This is a genomic window from Asanoa siamensis (genome assembly GCF_016862555.1).
In the GTDB taxonomy this organism is placed as follows: domain Bacteria; phylum Actinomycetota; class Actinomycetes; order Mycobacteriales; family Micromonosporaceae; genus Asanoa; species Asanoa siamensis.
In genome coordinates this window covers 1-16,419 of the sequence record NZ_BONE01000013.1, presented here as the reverse complement: position 1 = coordinate 16,419, position 16,419 = coordinate 1, and the positions used below count along the sequence as shown (strand labels likewise).

The window sequence follows — 16,419 nt, the reverse complement described above, 5'->3', positions numbered from 1 at the left end:
GCGTCAGGCCGCGCGGCGGGCGTCGTGGGCGGTCAGCCACGCCGGCAGCTCCTCGGGTGCCATCGCGCGCGCCGTGTGCCAGCCCTGGGCCAGGTCGCAGCGGGCCTTGGCGAGCAGCTTGTGGGTGAGGTCGTCCTCGACGCCCTCCGCGACCGTGCGGATGTGCAGCGAGCGGGCCAACTCGATGGTGGAGCGGACGATCGCGGCGTCGTCGCGGTTGTGGGCCATGCCCGCGATGAACGACTTGTCGATCTTTATCTCGCTGATCGGCAGGCGGCGCAGGTGCTGCAGCGACGAGTAGCCCGTACCGAAGTCGTCGAGGCAGATGGTGACGCCGAGGTCCGCGATGCGGCGCAGTGGACCCTGCGCCCGGCGGACGTCGGCGAGGATCGCGCTCTCGGTCAGCTCGATCTGGACCTGGCCCGGCGGGATGTGGTGGTACGCGATCCGCTGCGCCAGATGGTCGATCAGGTCCTCGCTGTAGAGGTCGCGCGTGCTGACGTTGAGGGACGCGCGCAGCCCGAGGCCGGCCGCGTTCCAGTCCGCGACCTGCGCGGTGACCCGGTCGATCATGCGGCGGGTCAGCATGACCATCACCGGGGTGTGCTCGGCCAGGGCGACGATGTCCTCGGCGTTGACCGGCCCGAGCCGCGGGTGGTCCCAGCGCAGCAACGCCTCGACGGCCTCGACGTGGCCCGTGCTCAGGGACACCTGTGGCTGGTAGTGGGCCCGCAGCCGGACGGTGTCGTCGACCTCCAGCGCGCGCCGGAAGTCGGCCAGCAGCCGGAGCTGGGCCGGGCTCGACCGGTCGGACCGCATGTCGTAGGTGGCGATCGCGTCGCCGCGCTGCTTCGCCTCGTACATGGCGACGTCGGCGTGCCGCAGCAGCGTGTGGAAGCCCTCGCCGTCGTCGGTCGCGACACCCACCGAGGCAGTGACGTCGACCCGCAGGCCCTCCAGGTAGACGGGCCGGCGCAGGCCGCGGACCACCTCCTCGGCCAGGCCGTGCGGGTCGTCGGTGCGGGCGAGGATCGCGAACTCGTCGCCACCGAGCCGCGCCGCCACGCCGAGGCGTGGGTCGACCGGCGGCAGTCGGCCGGCCACCGCCACCAGGAGCTGGTCGCCGATGTCGTGCCCGAGCGCGTCGTTGACCTGCTTGAACCGGTCGAGGTCGAGGACGAGCAGGCTCGGCCGGACCGGCGCGGTGACACCTGGGCGCGCCGGGAAACCGACGACGAGCCGGTCGTACGCCGCCCGCAGCCCCGTCCGGTTGGCCAGCCCGGTCAGCGGGTCCTGGCGGGCGATCGTCTCGCGCTGGGTGGACAGGCGGGCCAGCCGCTGCACGGCGACCAGGGGGATGATCGCCAAGGGCAGGTAGGCGACGTTGATCCGGGCGGCCAGCGCCAGCACCGGGCTGAGCACCAGCAGCGCCGAGTTGAACAGCACCTGGTCGCGCACCACGACGAGGGCGCGCCGCCAGGGCAGGCCCTCGCCGATCCGGGTGCCGAGGAACAGCAGCCCGTAGACGGCCAGCCAGGCCACGCCCGCGGCGACGACCGAGAGCGCGTCGGTGGCGAGGCTGGTGCCGCCGTTGTCCCGAAACGGATCGGGGTTGCCCAGCCAGAGGATGACCGCCGCGGCCCCGAGCGCGAGCGTGTAACGGGCCGCCGCCACCGCCGCGGCCGACGGCGTCCGTCTCAGCCGCCACGCGATCACCGCGCAGGCCACGGCCTGGGTCGCCGCGGCCGGCCAGAGCCCCCAGGTCAACAGGATCGCGAACGTGAAGCAGACGGTCGGCGCGACGGTCACGTGCACCCGCTCGGGCCCGATCTCCGCCGCGAACGCCTGGGTCCCCGCCAGCACGGCGAGCACCACCATCACCCAGAACGCGGCGCTCCCGGCGTTGGCGGCCGCGTCGCCGAGATGGGTGAGCAGGACCGCGAGCGCGCCCGCCAACGTGAGCACGTTGAAGGCGACGAAAGCGGGGCGGTGCCGGGCCCACATCTCTCTCACCGTAGCCGCGTGCCCAGCGCGCAATGTCTCTTCTAGGAGCTATGTCCGGTCTGGGCTGTCAATCCTGGAATGAGGGCGGCCCCGCGTACAGTGAAAAAATGATCTCCGTCGGTCTGGTGCTCCACCCGACGAAGGCCGTCGACCGGTCGCTGACCATGATCGTCGACTCCGCGCGCGCCGACGACGTCCGGGTGCTCGCGCGGGAGCACGACCGCCCGCGGATGCCGGCCGGCGTCGACGTCGTCTCCGACGCGGAGTTCCGCCGGCAGGTCGACGGGGTCGTCGCACTGGGCGGCGACGGCACGATGCTCGGCGCGATGCGGCTGATGGTCAAGCGGCCGGTGCCGATCCTCGGCGTCAACTACGGCAACCTCGGGTTCCTGGTCGAGGTCACCCCGGCGGGCCTGCCCGCGGCCCTGCACCGGCTCGCGGCGGGCGACTACACGGTCGAGCAGCACGCCGGCATGGAAGTGATCATCGGCGACACGCGGAAGTGCGCCTTCAACGACGTCGTGCTCGGCCGCAGCGGGCCGGGGCGCACGACCAACGTCGACCTGACGGTCAACGACGTGCACTACGGCTACTACCGCGCCGACGCGGTGATCGTCGCGACACCCACCGGTTCGACGGCCTACAACTACTCCGCCGGCGGCCCGGTGCTCTCGCCCTCCTCGCACGCGATGGTGGTGACGCCGGTCGCGCCCATGTCGGGCATCAGCCGCCCGGTGGTGCTCGGCGGCGACGACCGGGTCTCGATCCGGGCCGAGGACGAGTTGGCCGTCGACGCCGATGGCACGGGACCGACCCACCTCCCGGCGGGCGGCCGGCTCGACGTGCACCTGCTGGCCGCCGCGGCGCAGGTGGTCCGCCTGTCGGTCACCGACTACGCCAACCGCAGCCGGGTCCGGCTCAGCCTGCTCGACCTGCCGCTGCGCCCGGACCAGCTCTTGGAGCTGATCCCACTGGAGCTCCGCCGCAACGTGGCGGCGGCGATCGAGGAACGACCGGGCGAGGCCCCACAGGACGGCACTGGTCGATAGGCGATGATGTCAGGCCACATATCCGATGTGTCCGGACAGGAGTCGCATGACCGCCGGTGCCCGCCTCGCCCTCGTCGTCGCGACCAACAGCTACGAAGACCCGCGATTCGCCGCGCTGCGCGCCCCGGCCACCGACGCCGGCGACATGGCGGAGGTGCTGGGCGACCCCGCGATCGGCGGATTCGAGGTCACCTCTCTGATGGACGAACCCGAGAGCCGGGTACGCCGCGCGATCAGCGGCTTTCTCGCCTCGCCCGGCCCGGCCGACCTCGTGCTCGTCTACATGTCCTGCCACGGCGTTCTCGACGCCCGGGGCAGGCTCTCCTTCGCCACCCGCGACACCGACCGCGCCGACCTGAGCGCCACCGCCGTCGAGGCCGGCTGGCTCCTGGATCGGCTGGAGGACTGTCGCGCGCGTGCCCAGGTGGTCATCCTCGACTGTTGCTTCAGCGGCGCCTTCGCCAACACGAAGAGCGATGGGGATCTCGGCCTCGACCGCCGGCTGGTCGGCAACGGCCGCGGGCGCACGGTGCTGACCGCCTCGCGGGCGACCGAGTACTCCTACGAGGGTGAGGCCACGACGCAGCCGGCCCGGTCGGCCTTCACCGCCGCCTTGGTCGACGGTCTGCGCGGGCGGGCGGACCGCGATCGCAAGGGCTACGTGTCCGTCGAGGACGCCTACACCCACGCCGCGGAACGGTTGCGGGAACTGGGTGCGGCGCAGAGCCCACAACGCTGGACCTACGGTGGCGAGGGAGACCTCGTGCTCGCCCGTACCGGTGGCACGCCGGCGCCACGGCGGCCGGTGGCGCGACCGGCGCGACCGTTGCCCGACCGTTGCGTGGCCGTCATCGACGACCGCCTCGGCCGATTCGACGTCGGCTCCTACGACATGGTGGCGTTCAGCTCCGACGGAGCGGCGGTGACCTGCGCCGGGCCGACGGGTGAGGTGCGGTTCTGGAACCCTCGCGAGTCGTGCTCCGGTCGGCGAGCCGTTCCGTGGTGCGGGAACGCGGCTGCACGCCATGGCCCACCGGCCGGGCGAAGACCTGCTGGCCACCGCCGGCGCCGACGAACGTGTCCGGTTGTGGCGACCCGGATCCGCGACACCCGTGCACGCCCTGGCCACCGCCGTGGCCGGCAACTGGTGGAAGCGGGTGTCCAACCCCCGTCTCACCTTCGCCCTCGCCTTCCGGCCGGACGGAGCGGTGTTGGCGACAGGTGGGAACGGATGCCTCGTCGAGTTGTGGGATCCGGACACCGGCGGACGGATCCGCGCCCTGCCGGCCGGATGGGTCCACGCGGTCGCGTTCAGCGCGGACGGTGCCCTGCTGGCGGCCGCGGACCATGAAGCGGTTCGCGTCTGGGACAGCTCACGACGCGGCGACGAGCCGAGTCTCCGGTGGAGCCCGGGGCGGAACGTGCGGTCCCTCGCCTTCGGCGCGGACGGCCGGGTGTTCGGCGCGGGGAAGGGAGTCCGATCCTGGCCGGCGGGAGCGACGACGCCCGACTGGGCGGCGCTGGAAACGCTCGAGATCCGGGCGCTGGCGATCAGTCCGGATCGGTCCACGCTGGCCGTTGCCGCGCGGGACAGGGCCATCCACCTCTGGCGCCTTGGTCCCTCCGGCCTGCCGGCGAGCGAGCAGCCCGATCAGCGGCTGGTCGGCCACGACGGCCCGATCGGCGGACTCGCGTTCGCGCCGGACGGCCGGACGCTGGCGAGCTCCGGCGCCGTGAAACAGATCCGGATCTGGGGGCCGACGCTCGACACGCCGGTCGAGCGCGGCAAGCTGGACTGGTCGGTGGCGTAGTGGCCGCCGGCCCTTTACGGGCCGGCGGCCTCCCCTACCCAAGGGGTCCTACGGCGAGGTGACCGTGTAGGTCGCTCCCGCCACCGTCGCGAACGTGATGACGTCGCCGCTCACCGTCGGGGTGACCGTGCCGCCGCCCACCCGCGTCACCGTGACCGGCTGGCCCGGCCACGGGTTGCGCAGCCGCAGCTGCCGGCCCGCCTCGCTCGTCACGTCGACATAGGACACCCGGCCGCCCGACAGCGCGCTGGACACCAGGAACGCGTCCTTCTCCCGGAGCTTCACGAAGCTGGCGTTCTTCCCGGCCGGCCAGACCGGGAAGACCCGCAGCACCCCGTCGTCGCTCTGCAGCAGCATGTTGTTGATCGCCTCGGTCGCACCGGACTTCTCCAGCCCGTGCCACTGGTCGCGGATCCGCAGGTTCGGGTCGATCTTCGCCGTGATCTGGCCCTTGAGCCGGTCGATCAGGCTCTGCGCCGGATACCCGACCCGGGCCGCCTGCGTGAACACCTTCGGGAAACTGTTGTCCTGCCCCCACGAGTTCATCGCGTCCAACGTGTCGATCGCCCGCTGCCGGTCGGCCGCCGGCGAGTTGAGGCCCAGGCCCTCGCCGGGATGGATGAACTCGAGGTTGACCGTGTTGTCGCCCGGGCGGATCGCCCGGCCGTCGGAGACCGTGCCCGGGTCACCCAGGGCGTAGACCGACTTCCCGTTGTACGTCGTCGTCGCGATCGGCGGCAGCCCATTGAGCATCTGCTGCCAGAGCGGCCGCGACCCCGCGTCGAGGCCCAACTCGTTGCTCGCGGCGAGCAGCGACGTCAGCAGGTAGCGCAGCATGCCGACGTCAAGGCTCGGGTTGCGCGCCCAGGTGCCCTCGTGCGGCCCGCCCCACGTCGTGTAGCGGCCGGTCGCCGCGTCGTGCTCCATCCAGCGGCTGAAGAACGTCGCGACCTCCTTCATGAACGGGTACGCCTTGCTCTGCAGGTAGGTCCGGTCGCGCGTGTAGTCCCAGTAGGCGATGAACTCCACGACGTTGAACAGCGAGTTGCTCACCTGCTGCCAGTAGTTGCCGTCCGGCGTGCCACCGAACGGGCTGATGCCGACCGGGAACAGCACCCCGCCCGGGATCCCGCCGGTGCCGAACCGCGGCGTGACGTAGTCGGACTTGACCTGCTGCAACTCCTGCGTGGAGCGGCGCCGGGCCTCGGGCAGGTACGAGATGACCGCGTCGATCATCGGCAGGGCGAGGTCGGCCCGGTTCGACGAGTACGCCCCGTAGAAGTTGGCGACGAAGTTGTAGTTCAGGTGGAAGTCGCCGCTGAAATACGGGTCGTCCCGGGTGATCCAGAGTCCGTAGAGCCCGGGCGCCGTCTTCCCGTTCCGAGACGCCGACCCGAGGAAATACTGGGCCGCGTAGTAGAACCGCTCCAGCACGTCGTCATCGAGGTCCACGTAGGACCGCAGCCAGAACTGCTTCCACCAGTCGAGGTGACCGTTGTAGAGACCGTCCAGCGCGCCGCCGGTCTGCGCCTCGGCCAGCGAGCGCGCGCCCGGCGCCGGGTCGCCGTTGTTGGCCCCGCCGCCCGCGACCGCGGTCACCAGCCGTAGCGTCTGCCCCGGCGCCAGGTCGAACTGGAACCGTGCCGTGTTGCCGGACGCGCTCGGCGCCGCGACCGGGTCGGCCCCGACGAGCCGGCTGGCCAGCGCGGCCCGGGACACCCAGCGCGACCCGCTCGGCGTGGTGCGGGCCGCCCAGGTCGTGTTGCCGGAGACGCCGGCGGTCTGGGTGAAGCCGCCCATCGGGTTGGTCGCGCCGGACCAGGTGCGCGCCTCCAGACGGACGGTCGCGCTGCCGGTCGAGCGGAACTGGGTGACCAGCAGGTTGTCGTTGGCCGCCACCCAGGTCTTCAGCACCACCGGCTGGCCGCCGAGGCTCATCGTGGTGTCGACCTCGCCCTTGAGGACGTTCTGCTCCTCCAGGAACGACCCGCCGCCCGGGCCGCCGGGGCCGCCGCCCGCGCCGTACAACTCGAACTGCCCGATCCTGGCCCTGGGGTTCTGCTGCGAGTCGGCCGTCGTGCCCTGGGTCGGTTCGGTGGCGACGAGCCGGACCCAGCGGGCGGTACGCGCGCCCAGCGTCCGGTCGGTGACGGCGGCCGTGTTGTTGGTGACCGTGTCCCACGACGACCAGGTCTGGTTGTCGGTCGACGTCAGCACCTGGAAGTTCTTCGTGTTGTTGGCCGTCTCCGACGGCCGGGCCGCGCTGTCGTGCCGGGCGATGTAGCGGGTGAACGTCTTCGCGGTGCCGAGGTCGAGCGTCAGCGTCTGCGGTTTGCCCACGGTGGAGACCCAGCCCTCGTAGCCGGGACCCCACTGGCCGCTGACCGCCCGCGACGGCGGGAACGACGGGTGCGCGCTGCTGGCCGTGGCCGTCGCACCCAGGGCGAGGTTGGTGGAGCCGGAGCCACCGCTCGCCGCGGCCAGCGTCACGCCGCCGACCGGCGCGATCGCCGGGCCCGGGTTGCCCCGCCAGAAGTTGCCCTTCGCCACGAGGAACGTCTTGACGCCGGTGCTGCCGGACGAGGTGACGCCGATGTCGCCGTTGCCGAGCAGGGCCGTGCTGGGCATGCCGTTGACGATGGAGTTCACATAGGACTGGTCGGTCCAGCGGCCCTTGATGTTCGCGAGCAGCGACTGGATCGCCGCCCACTGCTGGTCGGGGGTCGGTGTCGCGGCCCGGGCCGGCGTGGGCGTGAAGAAGCCCACGCCGGCGACGAGAGAGGCGACGACGGTTCCGGCGAGTACGCGACGGGACGGTCGTGTTCGCACGGGTGTCCTTTCCGGTGCGGCGTGGTCGAGCCGCCCGGCGCTCAGCAGGCTCCCACCGGCGCAGGCGCGTCCGCTGCCAGCAGGTCCGGGCGCGGAGCCGGGCGCAGGTTGAGGTTCTCCAGCGTGCCGAGGTCGGGGGCGGTGACCGGGTCGGGATGGGGGGTGGTGGAACGCAGTGCGTCGAAACCGGGCTCCACGCCGAAGAGGCCGGCGATGACCGCCTCGGCCGTGGCCGCCCCCGCGATGGAGTCCCGGTTGGCGACGCCGCGCCCGGCGACCCGGACCCGGCGATCACCAACGATCTCCATCGCCTGCCCCCAGAGACCGCCTGAGGCAGCCTGCGGGGTCCTGCTGAGCACGTCGACCGCGAGGTCGGCCCGGCCGAGCCTGGCCAGGCCGTACGCGGTGACGCCGGGCCAGGCGCCGAACGCCCCGCCCGCCCCGTGGTCGGGCCGGTCCGAGAACGGCGCGATCGGGTCGTCGGCCGCCAACGCCCGCATCCACGGGTCGGCCAGCAGCTTGTCGACCACGAAGGCGACCATCTCGGCGCGCTGGTCGGCGGTCAGGTCACCGGACAGCGCCGCCGCGACCAGACCGAAGTCGAGGACGTGCCCGATCGTCTCGCGGCCGTCCGGGTGCGCGATCTGCCAACGGCCGTCGCCCGCGTAGAGGTCGAGCACCGCGGCGGCGAGCGTGCCGGCGTCGGCCTCGGCGCGGTCGGCGTCGGCGTCCCGGTCGAGGAAACGGAGCAGGTCCGCGTACGACCGGAGCATGTGGACGTAGGCCGCGTTGAACGAGGCCAGCCCGTCGACGTAGTTCGGCACGCACTCCAGCACCCGCCAGGCGTCCGGCCCGAAGTCGGCGAGCACGCCCGTGCCCCGCCGGCCGACGATCCCGTAGGCGAGGCGCTCGAGGTGCTCCAGCACGGTCCACGCGCCGGCCGGCTCGGCCAGGAACGCCACGTCGCCGGTCACGCCGACGTAGTGCTCGACGAGCCGGAAGAGCGCGTACTCGTTGGAGACGTAGTAGTTGCCGAGTGGGCCGCCGCCGCGCACGTCGTAGCCGAACGACTCGTGGTAAGGCCCCGCCAGCCCGGCCAGCAGCCAGGCGCGCAGGCCGGCCGGGTCCAGCATCGCGTACATCCGGCTCCACTCGGTGTGGTCCCAGAAGAACGTGGTGGTCGCGCCGAGCCGGGGGCCGCCGGTGAGGAACACCGGGCCGGTCCGGCCGACGTGGGTGTTGCGCAGGTAGAGCACCAGCAGCGCGCCCATGTAGTAAGCGCGGGCCAGGTCGGCGTGCGGGGTGGTCAGGGTCGGCAGGTGCCCGCTGAAGTCCGGGTTGCCGGGCGTGAACGCGTGGGCCCAGAGCCGGCGCCAGGCGTCGGCGGTCTCCGCGAACGCCGCGTCCAGGGTGGCGGCGGCCGTGCGCGCGGCTTCGGCCACCTCGGTCGCGTCCGTGCCGAACGCGAGCGTGAAGCCGACGACGGCGCTCTGGCCGGGTGCGAGGTCGAGCCGCCAGGTCGCCCGGGCGCCGGCGCCGTGGGGCACGAGCGCGTCCGGTTCCCCGGCGAACGCGTACGTGGCCCGGGCCGCGCCGCGGGTGTCGGTCACGTGCACGCGGCCGTTGTCCACGGTGGACCGCCAGCGGACCGGGCGGGTCCAGTGGCCGGTGCGGGCCACCTCGGTACCGTCGAGCTCCAGCCGGGCGTCGTGCGCGTCGACGACGGCCCGGATCCGGTGCCAGCGGCCGGCTTCGAGGGGGTGGTCGGCGGTCTCGCGCTCGCCGCAGATGCCCAGCCAGAGGCGGCCGCCGGCGAGGCCGAGCTGGAGCGAGTCCGGGTGGTTGCCGTGTGTCAGCAGCACGCCGTCGTGGCCGGGCTGGTCGGTGCGGAACTCCAGCTCCAGCGCGGTGCCCGGGGTCAGCGCGAACGCGTCCAGCGGCAGCTCGGTGCCGTCGCCGAGGACGAACGGGCCGGCCAGCGCGCGGCCGTCGCCCACGCGCAACGCGCGCACCGCGCCACGGACCGAGCTGGTGTGCGGGTAGACCCAGTCGGCGCTGACGTGCCGGGGCAGCTCGTACTCCAGCAGCATCGGCGCGGTGTCCTCGTCGCGCTGGATGCCCGGCGGGCGCGGCCGGCCGAGGCGCAGCCGGCGGGGGCCGGGGCCGATCAGGTACGGCGCACCCTGCGCGCCCGGCCGCGTCGTCTCCCGGACGCGCTCCAACGCGTGGTAGTCGTGCTCGCCGGACGCGTTCCACGGCACCGTGTGCAGCCAGCCCCAGCCGGTCTCGGAATGGCCGACCGGCGCGAACAGGTCCTGCGTCAGCTCGACGGTGGCGCGTTCCGGGCGGGTGTTGGTGACCTCGACCCGCCAGAGCAGCCGGTCCGCGTCGTACGCCAGCGCGGTGTCGGTGCAGACGGCGACGTGCGCGTCGCGGTAGGACCGCCGGGTGCCCCACGGCTTCCAGAGGTAGTGCTGCACACCCGGCGCGACGCCGTCGACCCGCAGCACGCCGGTGTGGTAGCCGCCCGCGAACGGCGGGGCGGCCAGCCACGAGACGCTGGTCAGGTCGTGGTTGACGTGCGCCTGGCCGCGCTGGTTGCGCAGCGACGGCAGGTGGCCCAGGTCGCCGGCGGCGACCCACTCCCCCGCCACGTCGTCGAGCGCGGGCACCCCCGTCACTTGCTGGCGCCCGAGGTCAGGCCGGCGACGAACTGCTTCTGCACCGTGAGGTAGCCGATGACCGGCAGGGCACCGGCCAGGAACATGATGCCGAAGAGCTGGCCATAGTCCACTGAGTACTGTCCGATCGTCAGGTAGAGGCCGGTGGTGATCGTCTGGCCCTGCAGCGGGCCGAGGATGAACAGCGGGTTGAGGAAGTCGTTCCAGATCCACAGCGTCAGGAAGATGGCCACGGTCGCGGTGGCCGGCCGCACCAGCGGCATCACGATCTGCCACCAGATCCGCAGGCCGCTCGCGCCGTCGAGGCGGGCCGCCTGGATGATCTCGTCGGGCACCGAGCGCATGAAGCCGACGTAGACGAAGACAGCGAAGCTCAGGTAGCCGCCGCCGAGGTTCGCCAGGATCAGGCCCGGGTAGGTGTGGTCGAGGCCGATCCAGGTGAGGATGCGGATCGTCGGCAGCAGGGTGACCTGGGGCGGGATCATCAGGCCCGCGGAGAGCGCGATCAGGACGGCGGCCTTGACCTTCCCGCTCCTGCGCGAGAGATAGAAGCTGAAGGCCGAGCCGAGCGGCACGATCAGCGCGACGGAGACCACCGCGACGATCAGCGAGTTGCGCAGGCCGAGCGGGATCAGGTTGTCCGGTCGTCCGAGGGCCTCGGTCAGGTTCTCGAGCGTCGGCGGCCACGGCAGGGCAACCGGGTTGTCGAGGATCTTCTCCTGCGGCTTGAACGCGTTGACCAGCATCAGGTAGATCGGCGCGGCGAAGAGCAGCGTGACGGCGGCCGCGACCAGGACCCGCAGCCGCCCGCTCAGGCGACGTCTCGGCTTCGGTGTGGGCTTCTGGAGCGACGGTGCCAGGGCGGTCCTCCCACCGGCGGCCGGGCGGTCGCGCGTATCCCTGGGAATGGTCGTCATAGGGAGATCTCCCGGCGGCGCAGGGCGCTCGTGATCGTGAGGGCGACCACCGCGGACAAGGCGAGCAGGAGCATCGCGACGGCGCTCGCGTAACCGACGCGGTCGCTGGTGAACGCCAGCTTGACGATGTAGAGGGCGGTCGACTGGGTGGAGTTGGCCGGGCCGCCGCCGGTGAGCACGGTGATGATGTCGTAGAGCTTCAGCACGGTGATCAGGCTGATCGTGACGGAGATCGTCGTGCCGGGCGCGAGCAACGGCCAGGTGATCTTGCGGAACCGTTGCGTGCCGCGGACGCCGTCGAGCGAGGCCATGTCGTGCAGTTCCAGCGGGATGCTCTGCAGCGCGGCCAGGTAGACGACCGTCGTGAAGCCGGTCATCACCCAGGTGACGACGACGCCGATGGAGAAGAGCGCGGCGTTGGGGCTGCCGAGCCAGGGGTACGGCTCGTCGAGGATGCCGATCTTCATGAGTGCGGTGTTCAGCAGGCCGTTCTGGGTGAGGATCGTCTGCCAGACGAACGCCACGATCACGCCGGAGAGCACCTGGGGCAGGAACGCGACGGTACGCATCACGCGGTAGCTCAGGCTGGTGCGGTTGAGCAGGATGGCGAAGGCGACGCCGAGGACGTTGGCCGCGACGGTCACGCCGAACGCCAGGATCAGGGTGAACGTGAGGCTGGCCCGCAGCTGGTCGTCTCCGGCCATCTCCGTGTAGTTCGCGAAGCCGATGTACTCGTTCGTCGCCTTGAGCGGGTTCTCGTTGGTGAAGCTGCTGCGCAGGCTGAGCAGCAGCGGCAGCACGAGGAACACCAGGTAGAGCACGAGGGCGAGGGCGGCGAGCAGGGCCAGGCCCCGCTCGCCGGAGTGCTTCTTCCTCACTGAACGGCGGTCTTCCACGCGTCGTCGAGCTTGCGCATCTCACCGGCCACGTCGTCCTTGGTGAACAGGGCCTGCGCGGCCGCGTAGAACGCGTCGTTGAGGCCAGGGGGCAGCGCGTCGTCGTTGGTCGCCCAACCGATCGCGTTGACCTTGTTGTTGTCCTGGCCGACATAGGCGTACGAGTCCTTGAAGACCTGCGTGACCGTCACGCCGTAGTCCTCGAGGGTCTTGCCCTTGATCATCGGGAAGGCGCCGTCGGTCTCGATCAGGGCCTTGAGGTTCTTTGTGTTCAGCGACCAGGCCTGGCCGAACTTCTCCGCCTTGGCCGTGTCCTTGGCCTTCGCGGAGATGGCCATCGAGCCGCCGCCGACGAACGGGACGACGACGTCGCCGCTGTCGGTCGGCCAGGGGAACGAGCCGAAGTTGTCGGCCGTGTCCTTGGGTACGGAGCCGAGGAACCAGCTGCCCATGGGGTACATGGCGGACTTGCCGGTGGTGAACCGGGTGATCGAGTCGGCGTACTTGACGCCCAGGGCGCCCTTGTCGAAGTAACCGCTGGTGACGAGGGTCCGGTACTTGCTGACGGCGGCGACCACGTCCTGGTCGGCGAACTTGACCTTGTCGGCGTAGCGGTTCTGCAGCCAGTTCTTGTTCTTGCCGAGGATGTCGGCGCTGATGATGCCGACCAGCGGCATGCTCGCGGCGAACGGGTCGGCGCCGCCGAGCTCGATGGGGTTGATGCCCTTGGCCTTGAGCTTGGCGCAGGCGTCGAGGAACTCGGCCCAGGTCTTCGGCGCCGCGCTGATGCCGGCGTCGGTGAACAGCTTCTTGTTGTAGTAGACCTGCGGGACGATCTGCGAGTTGGTCGGCGGGATGTAGACCTCGCCCTTGAGCGAGTTGGCCGACGGGAGCAGGAAGTTCGCGTCGATCCAGGTCTTGTCGTACGGCTTGAGCAGGCCCGCACCGACGAAGTTGGACGGTGTGATCGACTGCAGCAGGTCGGGGAACTGACCGGACTGCTGGAGCTGCTTGGCGTATCCGTCGCGGTCGGTGCTCGGCGCGACGATCTTGTTGATTTTGACGCCGGGGGTCTGCGCGGTGGCGGCGGCGATCGAGTCGTCCCAGAACTTCGCGTCGAGGCTCGGGGTCTCGAAGACCAGGTACGTCAGCGCGGTCTCGCCACTTTCGTTCCCTCCGCCTTCGCCGCTTCCACATGCGGCGGTGAAGGCGAGGAGACCGGCGACGCATGCCGCGAGCAGCGGCTTCCGTATCAAGGGGTCCTCCTGGGGAAGGGGTACGGGCTAGTCAAGTTGATCAGCGTGGGATAACGTTATCTCGGAAGCATAGGAAGTTTCGTTCTCGTGTCAAGGGTGTTGTCCGGATGCTCGGGCGAGCACGACGAGCGTCCGAAGAGGAGGATCAGGCGATGACCGATCGGGTGGGCGGGGTGGCGCGGCGGAAGCGCCCGACCATGCGGGACGTGGCCCGCGAGGCCGGGGTCGCGCTGCGCACCGTGTCCCGGGTCGTCAACGACGACCCGACGGTCGGCGCGCACCTGGTCAGCCGGGTCCAGGCGGCGATATCGGCGCTGGACTACGCGCCCGACGAGCGGGCGCGGCAGTTGCGCCGGGGCACGAGCGGCACGGTGGGGGCGGCGGTCCGCAACCTGGCCGACGCGCACCCGGTGCTGTCCGCGGTCGACGACGCGTCCCGGGCCCGCGGCCTGGCTGTCCTGGCCATGTCGACCGAGGACGACGAGGCCCGGGAGCGCGAGGCGGTGCTGTCGATGTGCCGGCGGCGGGTCGACGGGATCGTGATCGAGCCGATCGGGCTGACGCACGACTACCTGGCGCCGGAGATCGCCGCCGGCCTGCCGGTGGTGGCGGTCGACCGGCCGTGCGCCGGGGTGTCGGCGGACGCGGTGCTCTCGGACAACGCGGCCGGCATCGGGATGGCCTACCGGCAGCTCTCGGTGCACGGCCACCGGCGGATCGCCTACATCGGCGACGACGAGCGGATATTCACGGGCCGCGAGCGGGCGGCGGCGTTCCGGGCGTGCGTGGCGGCGAGCGGGGGGCCGCTGTCGGGGATGGTCTTCCCGGGGGTGGTGACGGCGTCCCGGGTCTCCACGGCGTTGGCCGCCGTCTTGTCGGGGCCGGCGCCGGCGACCGCGCTGATCACGGGGAACGTGGCGACGACGATCGAGGCGCTGCGCTATCTGGGTGCCGACGCGGGCCGGTTGGCGGTGGTCGGGTTCGACGACTTCCCCCTGGCCGACATCCTGCGGCCGGCGCTGACGGTGGTGGCGCAGAACAGCGCGGTGATCGGCCGGACGGCGATCGACCTGCTGGTGGCCCGCGCGGCGGACCCGTCCCGCCCGGTCCAGACGGTGACGGTCCCGGTGGAACTGATCGCCCGCGGCTCGGGCGAGTTGCCGGCGCCGCCTGCTTGATAACGTTATCCGCCGCCGCTCGCGCGCGCCGAATGCCGGAATGCGCATAGGGTGCGGGTCATGGACGGTGCCACGGAGATGTTCGCCCGCGACCGGGCGTCCTCCTCGCTCGGAATGTCGGTGGTCCTCCTCGAGCCGGGCCACGCGATCCTGGAGATGACGATCCGCCCGGAGATGGTCAACGGCCACGGCATGGCCCACGGTGGTTACGTCTTCCTGCTGGCGGACTCCGCGTTCGCGGGCGCCTGCAACTACCCGGGCACGGTCACGGTGGCGGCGTCGGCCGAGATCGTCTTCGTCTCGGCGGCCCGGGAGGGCGAACGGCTGACGGCGACGGCACAGGAACGCCACCGCGCGGGCAAGTCAGGCATCTACGACGTCACGGTCCGCTGCGACGACCGCCTGGTGGCGGAGTTCCGCGGCCTGAGCCGGGCGCTCTCGTCCTAGCGGTGGGCACGACGGCCCGCACGGTCGCGCCCACGACATGCGAACGTGCCCATGCTCCCTCGGGGACCACAGCCGATAAAGGTCGAGGACCGAAGATGGCGGTGCCGTGTCCGCCCTAGGCGGCGTCGGCAAACCAGCTTTCGGCCCGGGCCAGTTCCAACAACGGGCGATCTTGGTGACTTCTGGCCACGAAATTCTCCGCTGCGAGGAGCCACGCCAGCGGATACGCGGCAGGAGCTTCGAGAATCTTCACGAGCAGCTCGCGCGGTGCGGGAGTAGCCATCTCGGGAAGCGTCACCACTGCATGAGGGCCGTGCGCCCGCAGGCCGGCTAGCAGGCCATCCGTTGGTTCGGTGCGCATCCGGGCACTGAGTCCGTGCAGTGCTGGCCACCCAGCGAGACCAAACGCTCCCATGTCGGCGAGCTGCTGATCGGATAGTGCGGTCATCGGATCGAGATAGATCGCACCTTCTTTGCTCGTCTGAGTCTGGCTGCAGTGGTGCGCGATGAGCAGAGCGGTGAGCGTCGAACGCGGGCCGATCCGCTTCAGGAGGTCGGGCTCGAGACGACGCCCGATCGTCGACGCACCGAGCCGGCTCGAAGTCAGGACCAACGCCTGCCGTTCTTCGCTCGGCAGTTGCGTTGCCAACGCATCCAGTCGCTCGATATTGGCGAGGATCGCGTCCTCGGACGCGACAGCGATCAATGCCAGACACCAACTCGCCCTCGACAGGTCGTCGTAGATCATGTCGTATTGCCGCTGCCACCACGTCGAGTCGTTCCGCCCAAGGCGCGCCTGTGCCAGACACGCGTAATCCGGGTTCGGGCCGAACGGGACACCTTCTCGAGGTGGCCATCCCCGAGTGATCTCTTCCAACTCGGAGACAACCGCGCCGATTGTCGCGATCTCGGTCGCTAGCCAGCAAGGACCGTACACCGAGGCTACCGCGCGAGCCGTGTCGCTCCATATCGATGTCCCAGGGCCTTGCCGCAACGAACCCAACACGCTCTCAAAACGCGCATCACGTCCGCACAGGCGTTGCTCCGCGACCAGCCGAGCGCTTTCGAGGATGGCACCTGGGCCATGCCGGTGACCGACCTGCACTCGATAGAAGTTTGTCTGTCCTCCGGCGGCCATGGTAAGAAAACGCGCGGGTGCGAGAACCTTGATCAGGTCGCCGGCGATGCCGCTCGCGGTGTACGGTTCGACCTCCGAACATTGCCCTCCGAGGACCGCCGCAATCAGTCGATGCTCGAGCTCAGAGCCTGCCGGGGCGGTTACTCCGGCGCCCAACGCCAGGGCGGGGCTGTCGGTCGAACCAAGGTGGAGCTTGGCGACGTCCCGGGGCGC

The 16,419-nt window shown here is 71.2% G+C and carries 12 protein-coding genes; 5 read left to right on the top strand and 7 right to left on the bottom strand.

Translation table 11 applies throughout. The features are described 5' to 3' along the window. Nucleotides 1-3 precede the first annotated feature (3 nt). On the bottom strand, nt 4-2,004 hold the full coding sequence (locus tag Asi02nite_RS10665) for a putative bifunctional diguanylate cyclase/phosphodiesterase (RefSeq protein ID WP_203712173.1): 2,001 nt from the start codon (nt 2,002-2,004) through the stop codon (nt 4-6). Between the two features lie 107 nt (nt 2,005-2,111). On the opposite strand from Asi02nite_RS10665, the gene Asi02nite_RS10660 reads away from it, so the two are divergent. Genes Asi02nite_RS10660 through Asi02nite_RS10650 form a run of 3 tightly spaced genes read left to right on the top strand, consistent with a single transcriptional unit; the run spans nt 2,112 to nt 4,864 of the window. Beyond that, on the top strand, nt 2,112-3,053 hold the full coding sequence (locus tag Asi02nite_RS10660) for an NAD(+)/NADH kinase (RefSeq protein WP_239126629.1): 942 nt from the start codon (nt 2,112-2,114) through the stop codon (nt 3,051-3,053). 46 nt (nt 3,054-3,099) lie between these two features. Then, on the top strand, nt 3,100-4,404 hold the full coding sequence (locus Asi02nite_RS10655) for a caspase family protein (protein WP_203712171.1): 1,305 nt from the start codon (nt 3,100-3,102) through the stop codon (nt 4,402-4,404). After that, nucleotides 4,298-4,864 carry a WD40 repeat domain-containing protein gene (locus Asi02nite_RS10650; protein WP_373312224.1) on the top strand — a complete coding sequence of 189 codons (567 nt, stop codon included), beginning with the start codon at nt 4,298-4,300 and terminating at the stop codon, nt 4,862-4,864. The genes Asi02nite_RS10655 and Asi02nite_RS10650 overlap by 107 nt, the downstream gene beginning before the upstream one ends. Before the next feature lie 48 nt (nt 4,865-4,912). Here Asi02nite_RS10650 and Asi02nite_RS42285 read toward each other — a convergent pair whose 3' ends face one another. The 5 genes from Asi02nite_RS42285 to Asi02nite_RS10625 are packed head-to-tail and all read right to left on the bottom strand — an operon-like array spanning nt 4,913 to nt 13,443. Continuing rightward, nucleotides 4,913-7,693, bottom strand: coding sequence for a discoidin domain-containing protein (locus Asi02nite_RS42285; RefSeq protein ID WP_203712167.1), 2,781 nt, complete (start codon nt 7,691-7,693; stop codon nt 4,913-4,915). Between the two features lie 41 nt (nt 7,694-7,734). Then, nucleotides 7,735-10,374 carry a laminin G domain-containing protein gene (locus Asi02nite_RS10640; protein ID WP_203712165.1) on the bottom strand — a complete coding sequence of 880 codons (2,640 nt, stop codon included), beginning with the start codon at nt 10,372-10,374 and terminating at the stop codon, nt 7,735-7,737. Further along, nucleotides 10,371-11,291 (bottom strand): carbohydrate ABC transporter permease, encoded by a 921-nt coding sequence (locus Asi02nite_RS10635; protein ID WP_203712163.1) that lies wholly within the window; start codon nt 11,289-11,291, stop codon nt 10,371-10,373. Before Asi02nite_RS10635 ends, Asi02nite_RS10640 begins: the two co-directional genes overlap by 4 nt. Beyond that, a complete protein-coding gene (locus Asi02nite_RS10630) occupies nt 11,288-12,169 on the bottom strand; it encodes a carbohydrate ABC transporter permease (RefSeq protein WP_239126628.1) in 882 nt (293 codons plus the stop codon). Before Asi02nite_RS10630 ends, Asi02nite_RS10635 begins: the two co-directional genes overlap by 4 nt. Beyond that, nucleotides 12,166-13,443: an ABC transporter substrate-binding protein gene (locus Asi02nite_RS10625; protein WP_203712161.1), complete on the bottom strand. Its 1,278-nt coding sequence runs from the start codon at nt 13,441-13,443 to the stop codon at nt 12,166-12,168. Before Asi02nite_RS10625 ends, Asi02nite_RS10630 begins: the two co-directional genes overlap by 4 nt. Before the next feature lie 152 nt (nt 13,444-13,595). Between Asi02nite_RS10625 and Asi02nite_RS10620 the strand changes: the two genes are divergently transcribed. After that, nucleotides 13,596-14,621, top strand: a complete 1,026-nt coding sequence (locus Asi02nite_RS10620) for a LacI family DNA-binding transcriptional regulator (protein ID WP_239126627.1) — start codon at nt 13,596-13,598, stop codon at nt 14,619-14,621. Nucleotides 14,622-14,681: 60 nt separating this feature from the next. Beyond that, nucleotides 14,682-15,068: a hydroxyphenylacetyl-CoA thioesterase PaaI gene (paaI, locus tag Asi02nite_RS10615; protein ID WP_239126626.1), complete on the top strand. Its 387-nt coding sequence runs from the start codon at nt 14,682-14,684 to the stop codon at nt 15,066-15,068. Nucleotides 15,069-15,183: 115 nt separating this feature from the next. Here the strand turns inward: paaI and Asi02nite_RS10610 are convergent. Beyond that, nucleotides 15,184-16,419: hypothetical protein (locus Asi02nite_RS10610; RefSeq protein ID WP_203712159.1), on the bottom strand; the 1,236-nt coding region annotated here is incomplete at its 5' end.